This window comes from Xylanivirga thermophila, from assembly GCF_004138105.1.
GTDB lineage: Bacteria > Bacillota > Clostridia > Caldicoprobacterales > Xylanivirgaceae > Xylanivirga > Xylanivirga thermophila.
Window position 1 is genome coordinate 1 of sequence record NZ_RXHQ01000050.1, and the last position, 10455, is coordinate 10455.

At 35.5% G+C, this 10455-nt stretch carries 12 protein-coding genes, 1 other RNA gene and 1 pseudogene; 4 read left to right on the plus strand and 10 right to left on the minus strand.

Annotated elements, in window-relative coordinates; translation table 11 throughout:
* Positions 1 to 194: 194 nt before the first annotated feature.
* The 5 genes and pseudogenes from EJN67_RS13370 to EJN67_RS13390 form a co-directional block, all read right to left on the minus strand.
* Positions 195 to 1022, minus strand: coding sequence for a CPBP family intramembrane glutamic endopeptidase (locus EJN67_RS13370; protein ID WP_129724941.1), 828 nt, complete (start codon positions 1020 to 1022; stop codon positions 195 to 197).
* A gap of 201 nt (positions 1023 to 1223) precedes the next feature.
* A complete protein-coding gene (locus EJN67_RS13375) occupies positions 1224 to 1430 on the minus strand; it encodes a hypothetical protein (RefSeq protein WP_129724942.1) in 207 nt (68 codons plus the stop codon).
* A 112-nt stretch (positions 1431 to 1542) separates the two neighbouring features.
* A pseudogene (locus tag EJN67_RS14570) lies at positions 1543 to 1959 on the minus strand (cytidine deaminase).
* A 461-nt stretch (positions 1960 to 2420) separates the two neighbouring features.
* On the minus strand, positions 2421 to 2726 hold the full coding sequence (locus EJN67_RS13385; protein ID WP_129724943.1) for a molecular chaperone: 306 nt from the start codon (positions 2724 to 2726) through the stop codon (positions 2421 to 2423).
* Positions 2710 to 3000 (minus strand): hypothetical protein, encoded by a 291-nt coding sequence (locus tag EJN67_RS13390; RefSeq protein WP_129724944.1) that lies wholly within the window; start codon positions 2998 to 3000, stop codon positions 2710 to 2712. Before EJN67_RS13390 ends, EJN67_RS13385 begins: the two co-directional genes overlap by 17 nt.
* A gap of 313 nt (positions 3001 to 3313) precedes the next feature.
* On the opposite strand from EJN67_RS13390, the gene EJN67_RS13395 reads away from it, so the two are divergent.
* The 3 genes from EJN67_RS13395 (at position 3314) to istB (ending at position 6014) form a co-directional block, all read left to right on the plus strand.
* Positions 3314 to 3928, plus strand: coding sequence for a helix-turn-helix domain-containing protein (locus tag EJN67_RS13395; RefSeq protein ID WP_243641322.1), 615 nt, complete (start codon positions 3314 to 3316; stop codon positions 3926 to 3928).
* Positions 3929 to 4024: 96 nt separating this feature from the next.
* The gene (gene istA, locus EJN67_RS13400; RefSeq protein WP_129724945.1) at positions 4025 to 5242 is read left to right on the plus strand and encodes an IS21 family transposase; all 1218 of its coding nucleotides are present in this window, start codon (positions 4025 to 4027) and stop codon (positions 5240 to 5242) included.
* 4 nt (positions 5243 to 5246) lie between these two features.
* Positions 5247 to 6014, plus strand: coding sequence for an IS21-like element helper ATPase IstB (gene istB / locus EJN67_RS13405; RefSeq protein ID WP_129724946.1), 768 nt, complete (start codon positions 5247 to 5249; stop codon positions 6012 to 6014).
* Here istB and EJN67_RS13410 read toward each other — a convergent pair.
* Positions 5985 to 6341, minus strand: a complete 357-nt coding sequence (locus tag EJN67_RS13410) for an SLOG family protein (protein WP_129724947.1) — start codon at positions 6339 to 6341, stop codon at positions 5985 to 5987. The two genes, istB and EJN67_RS13410, sit on opposite strands and share 30 nt — an antisense overlap.
* Positions 6342 to 6469: 128 nt before the next feature.
* Here EJN67_RS13410 and EJN67_RS13415 point away from each other — a divergent pair, with 128 nt between their 5' ends.
* A complete protein-coding gene (locus EJN67_RS13415; RefSeq protein WP_165000888.1) occupies positions 6470 to 6793 on the plus strand; it encodes a helix-turn-helix domain-containing protein in 324 nt (107 codons plus the stop codon).
* Positions 6794 to 6829: 36 nt separating this feature from the next.
* Here the strand turns inward: EJN67_RS13415 and EJN67_RS13420 are convergent, their stop codons facing one another.
* The 4 genes from EJN67_RS13420 to smpB form a co-directional block, all read right to left on the minus strand.
* Positions 6830 to 7093, minus strand: a complete 264-nt coding sequence (locus EJN67_RS13420; RefSeq protein WP_129724949.1) for a DUF4314 domain-containing protein — start codon at positions 7091 to 7093, stop codon at positions 6830 to 6832.
* A 1-nt stretch (position 7094) separates the two neighbouring features.
* Positions 7095 to 8663: an antirestriction protein ArdA gene (locus EJN67_RS13425; protein ID WP_129724950.1), complete on the minus strand. Its 1569-nt coding sequence runs from the start codon at positions 8661 to 8663 to the stop codon at positions 7095 to 7097.
* A 693-nt stretch (positions 8664 to 9356) separates the two neighbouring features.
* Positions 9357 to 9711, minus strand: a transfer-messenger RNA (tmRNA) gene (gene ssrA / locus EJN67_RS13435).
* Positions 9712 to 9728: 17 nt separating this feature from the next.
* Positions 9729 to 10193 (minus strand): SsrA-binding protein SmpB, encoded by a 465-nt coding sequence (gene smpB / locus EJN67_RS13440; RefSeq protein WP_129724952.1) that lies wholly within the window; start codon positions 10191 to 10193, stop codon positions 9729 to 9731.
* Positions 10194 to 10455: the final 262 nt, after the last annotated feature.

Below are 10455 nucleotides of genomic sequence, written 5' to 3' on the forward strand. Positions count from 1 at the left end.
CCAATCACTACAATATGCGTTTCTCAACGTTCAATTTTATTTCTTTTACAAAATCAGCCGTAGCATCTCGATATATTCCAGTTTTAGGTTAGCCTTAACTATTTCCAATTCTTTTTCGAGAGGCTACCATATTATATCTCATGCATTCATCTATATAATAAAAAAAGGTTTTTCTTAACTTTATCATCAATTTATTAAAAAACCCCCTTCCTTTGATTGGAAGATTGACCTCTAGATATCATCACCCCAACAATTATTATCATAATAATATTCATAGCTGAAACTATAACGCTTCCTTCAATTTTAGCTATTCCCCCTGTAAGTAATTTGCTTCCTGTAAAGGTACAATTCCAAAGATTTGGATAATCGTCTGCTAATGAAACCCCACCTAGATATAGACACCCAACGGCATTCCAAATAAAATGTACAATAATTGGTGCTATTAAAGTTTTGGTATAAATCAACAATAGTGATACAAAAATACTCATAGTTAAAACATTTAATACAGCTACAATTCCAACTTCAAAAGCTCCTCCATGTAATGCTGTAAATATAAGAGTGCTTACAATAGTTGCAACTATGCTATTATAGTTAGATTTGAAAATCTGAAAAATATACCCTCTTATTAAATATTCTTGCATTACAACATTTATAAAAGCTGCAATGAGCCATACCCACATATAGTTTACAACATTTTTACTATCAAATTGTATTACTCCTAAATATCTTAAAATAAATATAGTTATCCCAAGCCAAATAGCCCCTAAAAGTATGCCTAAAATAAAATCTCTAAAAGGTTGTCCAATTAATTGTATATGAACTCTCCCCTTTTCAATTCCTTTTTCAAATATTAATGTAACAATTATAGTCACGATAAGTGGCACTAGTTCCCACCATAGCCTAGTTACAGCTGGGTTTCCATAAATGAACTGTGGTTCATATAAAAAATCCATAGAAGCAAGAATAGCCCATAAAATAAAAAATCCAAGTGCCTTTCCTATTGTTATTAATAATTTTTTCATTTCTGCACCTCACAAAATATGATTTACTCTATAAATTAACTGCACAATATAGCTTGTTTTGTACTGTTGCATATAATATAAATGCTATATACTACCAACAGGAGTTTCCAAAACTATATTGGATTACATCAATACAATAACTACTTACAATGCCGTTATATAAAGATATAATTAGCCACATATCGTCTATATAGTCAACACCTAAATATAAACAAGAGTATTTTCAGGTTCAAAATATGTTCTGCTTATCTTAAAAGATGTTTTAGTGTTTGCATAGGTTTCTTCTTCACCGAGCAAAGAAATAACTTCCTCTTCTGCCATTCTAACAAGTTTATGTTTTTTCAGTAAATTTCGACAAAAGTCGGAAGATACCGGGTACCTTTGCGAGGGGGAAAGCTTTTTTCCCATACATTATTATTTCCCATAGTTTATCATCCTTTCTTAATATTTAGTTCCATATAACCATTGAATTACCTTAAAGGTTTTTATAAATTCATGCTCAACTAGTTCTATGCATTGGTTATTCTGAGAAATGTTCTAACCGATCAGGCGAATAAGCATTTGTCCAATGATAAGGTTGCAATTCTTCCAATAGCACAAACTTAATAGTGTTATCATTTGTAGTAACCCCTACCTTTACATTTGTACCCCAAAACCGCAATCTTTCTTGGCATACACCACAAGGAGAAAGCACTTTAAATGGACTTTTTTCATCATCTCGAACTACACATAAGCAATGGGTTACTCTCACATTATATTTATGTGCTTAACACATTGCTCCTACTTCAATACATAAATCCACACTACTTTTTGCTGTTTCAATTGAAACACTAGTAAAATACTGGTCATCTTCTGAATGTATAACTGCAGCCCCTCCCCAACCTTTAGGATATCTTTTTTTAATAAATAATGGGAATAAATGCCAAAAACAAACCAACTATTCTTTTCATAGTAATCCCCCTTTACTTACTTGTGTTTAATCACCAAAAAAATGGCTATGGCATAAGATGAAACTGCAAGTAAACCGATAAGTACATATGCGAAGTTAAACACAAAATTATTATTAATGACAAACAAAAGCAATGTTATACTCCACAAAACTCCTAATATAAGCCAAAAGCTTGGTGAATGATTAATTTTGAACATATGCCGTAACGCCTCCCTATATCAAAAGGACATGAGCAACCTTAATCAAATTAACTCATGTCCTTTTGATAGAATTTTGATTTTACATCTCCATAATTGGGAAATATATCTCATTCGTGTTTGAACATGGTTAATCCGTAGCACATAAAAACGATTCATGATAATCTCCTCCCATCTGTATCATGTGACATATGCACATTTGTTTATATTTATTGTATCAAAATAAATACAATTATTCAAGACGCTTTTAAATCAAGCTATTTTTTCATCCATCTGTAATATCTGGAAACCATGCTGTTTTGCATATTTCCTTGCAGCTGCACGGCGTTCCTCACTGTAAGGCGGTACAAGACGGATAGACAGCCTTGACTTGTCCATGACATAAGTGACCCCGCCCTCCATGTTCTGGCACTTCAACCGGCATAGGGTAGGATATTTTCTACTAAACTCTGCAAGTCTGCGTTTTAAATCCGCATTGTGCGTGTAAATGGTGGCTTCACTTTCTTTCTCATTGAAATTCACAATCGTCTCTTTCTCGTACTTAGACAGCTTTCCCATATAAATCCTCCCAGTCTGTGCTTTTTTCCACAATGCGGATGTGCTTCTTTGCTTCAAAATATCCCTCCATCTCCAAGCGGAGATGACGATAAAAGCAGGGATACCATTCTCCGACATTTTCGCTGTCCAGCTTCCTTGCCAGACACAGCACCCCACGTTTTACCTTTACATCCACCGTCAGGGCGGTAATCCATTTCAACCGGCGGACAGTGTTTTCAAGGTTTCCGCACCCGAAAGCGTATAAGATTTTCTTTTCTTCAACGTTTAACTTCATGTTCATAACCTCCATCATTTAATTTTTTGTTGTTCTGCCGTTTTACCTGCAATCCGTTCCTGCCCGGAATTTTCCCAGCGTTTTTCGTTCCTTTGGTATGCTCCTGTCATGGCACTACTTCCCCGGGAACGGTATCACTTGCAGCCGGTCATTCTGTTTTCAATGTCTCTGTGACACTGAAATCTTAGCAAAATAAACCGGCTTCTCCCGTATGTCCGAAAGGTTGGAAAAAAGTCAAAAAAGCGGAAATTTCTACGTTTTCGGAAAAGGTATGCTATAATGATTAGGAATGCTGCTTCGGGAGGAAAAACCAATGTATACAAAGCTGACGCTTCAGGAGAAGCTAAAGGACGAAAGAACAAACCGGCATATGACGCTTGCCGAATTAGAAAAAGCAACTAACATATCCAAAGCCACGCTGGGCAAATATGAATCTGATAACTGCACCGATATAAGCCCTTTCAATCTTGCAAAACTGGCGGATTACTATGGTCTGTCCATGGATTACCTCATGGGGCTGATTGAAAATAAAAATCATCCAAACACTTCTCTGTACGAGCTGCATTTGAATGATTCCACGGTTGATTTATTGAAAAGCGGTGCAATGAACAACCGGCTTCTCTGCGAGATGGTCTGTCATCCCGGATTTTTACGTCTGCTTACGGATATAGAAGTCTGCATTGACCGTATCGCAGATATGCGTGTCCATGATATGAATTTAGTTCTGGAACAGGCAAGGCAATCCGTAATGGATCAGCACCAGACACCAGAAAATGACCTTTATATGCGTACTTTAGAACTGGGTCAGGTCAGCGAGGAAATGTTTTTTAGTCATGTTATCCACGATGACCTTGACCTGATTGTGAAAGCCCTCCGCACCCAGCACGAAACCGACAGGACTACTGCCGAACAGGAAACACCGGTGTAAATGATAAAATGAAAATACACAAAAATTAGAATCTCAAAATGCACAGATTTGTACATTTTTCTAGTATAATATTTCTAAAATGATTGGAGGGATATTATGCGGAAAGATGTATTAAATCAAATAAAGTTACTTAAAGAGGAGATAGATATATTGAATAAAAGCGAATTAGCTAGAAGATTTAACTGTGATAGAAGAACAATAGACAAATATATTAAAGATTCAAGCAGTGAATCTAGAAAACCACGAGAAATTAAAAAGAAAGTAGATGATTTTAAAGAAATAATTATTGATAAAGTTGATAATTATGGATGTAGTTCAATGGCAGTATTTAAATTTATCCAAAAGAAAGGATATAGCGGTGGTTATCATACAGTAAATAATTTTGTAAATAACCATAAGAAAGCAGAAATAAAGAAAGCCACAATACGATTTGATACTACTCCAGGTCTACAAGCTCAAGTAGATTGGAAGGAAAGTATTAGGATGGTTAATAGGCAAGGTGAATTTTTAGAAGTTAATATTTTTTTAATGGTTCTTGGTTATTCTCGAATTAAATATTTAAAATTAACCGTTGATAGAACACAAAAAACATTATTTGAATGTCTATATGATGGATTTGAATATTTTGGAGGTGCACCTAAGGAGATATTGTTCGATAATATGTCAACTGTCGTAGATAGAAGTAGGACAATCTTTAAAAATATAGCAATAAATAATGTGTTTAAGCATTTTGCAATGGATGCTGGATTTGAAGTAATAACTTGTAGACCATATAGACCTGAAACTAAAGGAAAGGTAGAAACATTAGCTAAATTGGTAGATAGATTAATGGTATACAATGAAGAATTTGATACTTTTGATGATTTAAAAAAAATAGTGGAATTATTTAATTATGATATAAACAATGAAATTTCACAGGCTACAAATGAAGTTCCATTCATAAGATTTTTAAAAGAAAAAGAGTATTTAAACCCTTTACCAAATATGGATATCCTTCTATCATATTTCCACCACGAAAAAGAATACAAGGTATCCAAAGAATCAATGATTAGATATAAAGGGAAAAAATACTCAGTACCTACAAAATATATAGGTAATTATGTCACAGTATCAGAAATAGAAACTGAATTATATATTTATTATACTAAAGATTTAATTGCTTGTCATAAGATTAGTGAAAAACTTCTTCACTATCAGAAAGAACATGCAAAAGAAATACTTAAATCAGATGCATTTAAACACTATTCTGATGAAGAAATAGAAGATTTTATAGAAAATAATTTAAAAAATATGGATATATTTTTGGGAGAGTGATTAGTTGAGCAACTATAACAAACTTCTTAATAATTTAGAAGCACTCAAATTAGAGAAATTCAGAAGTTATTTGCCTAACTATTTAGAGGAAATAACTAAAAAAGAAATTCCTTTTACAGAAGCTTTACTAGAATTAACTGAAAAAGAGTTAGATTTTAGAAATGAAAGGGCTTCAAAGATTCAAATATCAGTATCAGCCTTTCCATTTGAAAAAACCTTAAAAGACTTTGATTTTGATTTTCAGCCTTCAATAAATAAAACTCAGCTTTTAGACTTAGAGAGTTTAAGATTTATTGAAAATAAAGAGAATATACTGTTTTTTGGAACTTCTGGCGTTGGGAAAACTCACTTAGCTGTAGCATTAGGAATCGCTGCAGCTAAAAAGAGATACCTAACATACTTTATATCCTGTCATGACTTGATAATGCAATTAAATAAGGCTCATGCAGAAAACAGATTAGAAACCAAGTTAAAACATTTTTCTAAATACAAGTTGTTAATTATTGATGAAATAGGCTATTTGCCAATTGATAAACAAGGGGCCAACTTACTATTTCAATTGATAAATAAGAGGTATGAAAAGAATTCAACTATAATTACTACAAACCAGCCTTTTAGTAAATGGGGTGAGGTTTTCTCCGATGTCACATTGGCTAACGCCATTCTTGACAGATTAATACATCATTCAAGCATTATTAAAATTACAGGACCTTCTTATAGGTTAAAAGGAAAAGTGGATTTATTAGAAAGCAAAAAAAGTAGTAATAATTAATTCTAATAATTGTACATTTTGAGATTCTAAAAATTGTACATTTTTGAGTTGACATTTACACCCAAAGGGGATTACGGCAATTAGCCGAATATACCGTGGATTGTTAAAGTCAATCACTGTTCTCTTTTTAATCACTTCCTCCGCTGCCATAAGCTCCCACCCATAGGTGCCTCCAAATAAAAAGGTATTGTAGCCATCTTGTATTGCCTTTTCAATTTCCTCTGACAATTTTATTCTCAAATACTTCAAGACATCTCCTTTCGGAAGTTTTTCACTTCGATGCCCGGTAAAGCATACTGTTTTTTCTCTGATGAGTCTCCGGTTCACATTTTACCCTCCAGTCATATTATTTATTGTGTATATAAATATACTCCATGCATAGTATAAGTAATATGACTGTCGCAGTCAACTTATAGGGATATACTTTATATTGATAATGTCCATACTTGGGAGGAGTGATATTTATAGAACGCTTAAAACAGCTAAGGGAAGCTAAAAACTTGACACAGCTTCGTCTTGCAATGGAACTTAATGTGTCACAGGAAACCATCAGCGGCTACGAGATCGGAAAAGCAGTACCTCCTGCGGAAATGCTTGTGAAGCTCGCTGATACCCTTGATACTTCGGTAGACTATATCCTTGGCAGAACCAACATAAAATCCACGCTTCGGGCTTCTGAACTTAGTGAGCAGGAGGCGGAGATACTTACAATTCTTCGCAAGCAACCGGAGGATAGAAGAATTTTTGTTTTTGATTTGATAAAGGGACTTGAAAAATAGAGAAGCGGTGGGATGTTTTGCATCTTGCCGTTTTTTCTATTTCATTGTTAAACCCATGCCTTGTTCTTCTTCCGGTTCAATAACTGAAAAGCTGTCCTCACCAACAATAACACCAAGACTGCGCCCATTTTCGAAGTTGCAGTGCAGAGTACCGATATCGTCTACAAAATCTACTATCCCTTCAATACCGGACTGAATTGGTGCATAGGGATCGGACATAGATTTCATGCGTATCTTGGTACCGGGTGGGTATTTTTCTTTAATTCTTTCAACCTGTTGTCTTGTGGGAAATCCTTTCATTTCACATACCTCCAAATTTCATTTCATAATTCTGTTCTGTAATTCCCATTTCTTCAGCGGTTTTGAGACTCCAATCATGAGAGTTCCAAAGACTTACATATACCTCTTTGCCATTACAGTCAATTTCACGCTGTTCAAAACCTTCTCCAAAGCCGTCAGAACATTGACCCTCAATGGCTCCCTTGATTTTTATAAACTCTCCTTGATTTAAGGGTGCATTAAGAGTAAGAACGGCAACTCCCATTAGCTCTCCATCAATTACTTCTACATCGAAAAGATACTTTTGTACTTTTGCATTCACCGTATCGTGTTCATCATAGTACTCCATCATGCCGCGCTTTTCACTATCCAAGCAATGATTGATAATAGCAGTTCTTATTTCATCTTCATAGGAACTTAGTTCCTCAGAATACACATCTATTTCATAATCTACCTGATAAAGATCTCCATAGTCGTTTTCATCCTGATAGGTGATAGCCTTAAGAGGCATATACAGTTTAAGCTCCTGCGGTTCTTGCAGTTCTTTGATTTTAAGCCCGATATTTTTATTCAAAATACTTTGCATTTCCATGTTATATCCGTGGTAAAGCAGATAACCTTTTGAAGTAAATGCTCCGGTTTCTCTGCCGATTTTATCTTGGCCGTATGATTGAAAATCAATATAATCCTCAAGGTTATCGTCATACTCAAAGCGTTCGCTTTCACAGATTATATATCTGCCGTATTGTTCCGGCGTATGAATGTTAGGGAAACACTCGAATTCATACATACAGCTTGCCAGTGTTTTAAGTTCTTCTGCATTGGTGATTTTTGCAAAAGCTGCAAGTTCAGATAAAGCAGTAACTTCACGCTGACCCATCTCCTTAAAAATTGCAGCAAATTGATTGAGAAAATACAGGTCTGTCCGAGCCTCAATTACCATATTTGCAAGGTTATCAGGGATATTGTGTTCCTCCACCTGCCAATTTACACTTTCCAGATCTTCTGCACCCAATCGTTCTAAAGCCTTATTCAGCTCACTCTGTTCAATTGGCAGATACAGATATTCGCAGCGATTTTGAGCACTCAGCAGCAGTGTAACGGGCGTATCCTCATATTGGTAATACGGAAAATTTCTGCCGTTATAGGCCTGTGCAATTTCATTGTTGTTTCTATATACCACTCCATACGGTGTTATCATAGGATTAGGGTTTTCTGCAATCATTTTTTCAAAGTAGTCACGTCCGTCAAGGCTTTGTAATTCCTCTGTACTGACACCGATTTGTTCTGTTAGGTACATCTGCCTACCTACAGCATTTAAATCGCTAAAATCGGCTACAAGGCTGTAACAATGGGTATTAAAGCTGAGGTTAATAAGCTCCGTCATCGTTTCAGCTTTTTGGGCATATGCAGTTGCATAAAAGGTGGCAAACTCATTTTGATCGAAGCTATCTAACCGTTTCATCAGGAAGTTTAACTCGTCAAGATTTACTGTTTTATCAGAGAGCAGGGCTGACAATCTTTCATCGTTATGGACGGCTCCGATTTTAATCTCTGTTTTTGCGGTATTGGCAACACCAAGACTGTCCATAAAATCTGCAGTTCTTTTTCCTTACTGGGAAAGGTAAGGTTTTGATAATTGTTTTCATGCATACATTGAATCATTGCTCGCATAATTTTTTCCTCCTGTGATTGATTTTTTGCATATCGGTTCTTAGACAATCCCCTTCACGTCTATAACATATAAAGCCGTGGGATGCGTAAGGGCAATCTCCACAGCTTTTAAAGGGACCAACAAGACGAGGGGGCGGCTCAGGTCTGCCGGTACTTATGAGGCTTTTAGAATCATAACAGGCAAATTTTCTATTTCGTTTATATTTTACAAGCATATCGTATCCTTTCTGCAAACAAAAAAAGAGCAGTCAATTTAAGGACTATTCCTAAAATCGACCGCTCTTTATGCTTACATATTTATTGTATTTTTGGTGTTTGTAAAAAAGATGCTATACATTATGTTTTTTATTTGCTGTCTCTCTGGCTTTCTAAACAATGAAAAAAGAACTGACTCCTTTATTGGAAATCAGTTCTCTATACTCAATTTTTAGCGTGTATCTATTAAAAAATTCTTTCGTGTTAGTTCATATCCCTTAGTTATTGAAAAATAGGGGGATGATATCCACGAAATTGAGCTTCTTTTTGACGGGCTTTTTTGGTGTAAAAAGCCCCTGAAATGGTTGATGTCATGGGCTTTTCAACCCATGACATCCATAATTACCATTAGATATGGTGGAGGCGGGGGGAGTCGAACCCCCGTCCGAAGATGTATCGACAAAAGCATCTCCGAGCGCAGTTACTGTTTTAAAATTCGCCTTTCATGACTCCCAGTAACAGGATTCATGATTGGCTAGCTTCATAAATTCCCACCTACCGCAAAGCTTAGGTAAGCTGGTTTCCCGCAAATTTGACGCCCGATTCCTATAGTGCGGATGCTACAGGGCGGACGTTAGCTGAACTAAGCAGCTAAAGCGTAAGATTCGTTATTTGCGTTTATATTTAAGTTCTAGGTTGTTTATGCGGTCCCAGAATCCGCAGCTCGCTTCTTTTATCTCTATCATCCCCGTCGAAACCAATACGCCCCCATATATAAATATAAACTTTACATACGCTGTCTATCTCTAAAGTTTCTCTCTATTTCCCTTTGGGCATCTCGCTTTGCTATATCAGCCCGCTTATCATATAATTTCTTACCACGAGCTGCCGCAAGTTCCAACTTTACTAGACCATTCTTTAAATATATTTTAAGTGGTATAAGGGTATAACCCTTCTCTTGAAGGTAACCTAGTAATTTGTTGATCTCCCGCCTATTTAGGAGCAATTTACGACTACGCAATGGATCAGTATTAAATATATTACCCTTATCATAAGGGCTTATATGCATATTCTGCACAAATACTTCACCATCTCTTATTTCGGCATAACTATCCTTTAGATTAACCTTTCCTAATCTTATAGACTTAACTTCCGTACCCGTTAAAACTATTCCAGCTTCATAGGTATCGTCTATAAAATAATCATGCCGCGCTTTTTTATTCTGTGCTATAATCTTTATATTGTTTCCCATGTTTATATTATGCACCTACTTTGATAAAACAACCCTATCTGCTTAGTTAATAAACAAATAGGGATACCTATTTTCTCTATCTATTTAATATTAATTTATCATACATTCATTTCTTTGTCAACATATGATAATTGATAGATTGCGTCAATTTACTGTAGGGAAAAGAAAAATACAGCCATCCTGATAAATAAATTAGCATTGTATCCGGTCACACTCTTGACGACAAGCATCGCCCATATGATTTGTCAGCCAGGGCGGCCTC

Bases quoted from the DNA above. Each gene is read 5' to 3' on its own strand.
- EJN67_RS13370 (WP_129724941.1), bottom strand. From the start codon at position 1,022: ATGAAAAAATTATTAATAACAATAGGAAAGGCACTTGGATTTTTTATT.
- EJN67_RS13375 (WP_129724942.1), bottom strand. From the start codon at position 1,430: ATGGGAAAAAAGCTTTCCCCCTCGCAAAGGTACCCGGTATCTTCCGAC.
- EJN67_RS13385 (WP_129724943.1), bottom strand. From the start codon at position 2,726: ATGGGAAAGCTGTCTAAGTACGAGAAAGAGACGATTGTGAATTTCAAT.
- EJN67_RS13390 (WP_129724944.1), bottom strand. From the start codon at position 3,000: ATGAAGTTAAACGTTGAAGAAAAGAAAATCTTATACGCTTTCGGGTGC.
- EJN67_RS13395 (WP_243641322.1), top strand. From the start codon at position 3,314: ATGTATACAAAGCTGACGCTTCAGGAGAAGCTAAAGGACGAAAGAACA.
- istA (WP_129724945.1), top strand. From the start codon at position 4,025: ATGCGGAAAGATGTATTAAATCAAATAAAGTTACTTAAAGAGGAGATA.
- EJN67_RS13420 (WP_129724949.1), bottom strand. From the start codon at position 7,093: ATGAAAGGATTTCCCACAAGACAACAGGTTGAAAGAATTAAAGAAAAA.
- EJN67_RS13425 (WP_129724950.1), bottom strand. From the start codon at position 8,663: ATGGACAGTCTTGGTGTTGCCAATACCGCAAAAACAGAGATTAAAATC.
- smpB (WP_129724952.1), bottom strand. From the start codon at position 10,193: ATGGGAAACAATATAAAGATTATAGCACAGAATAAAAAAGCGCGGCAT.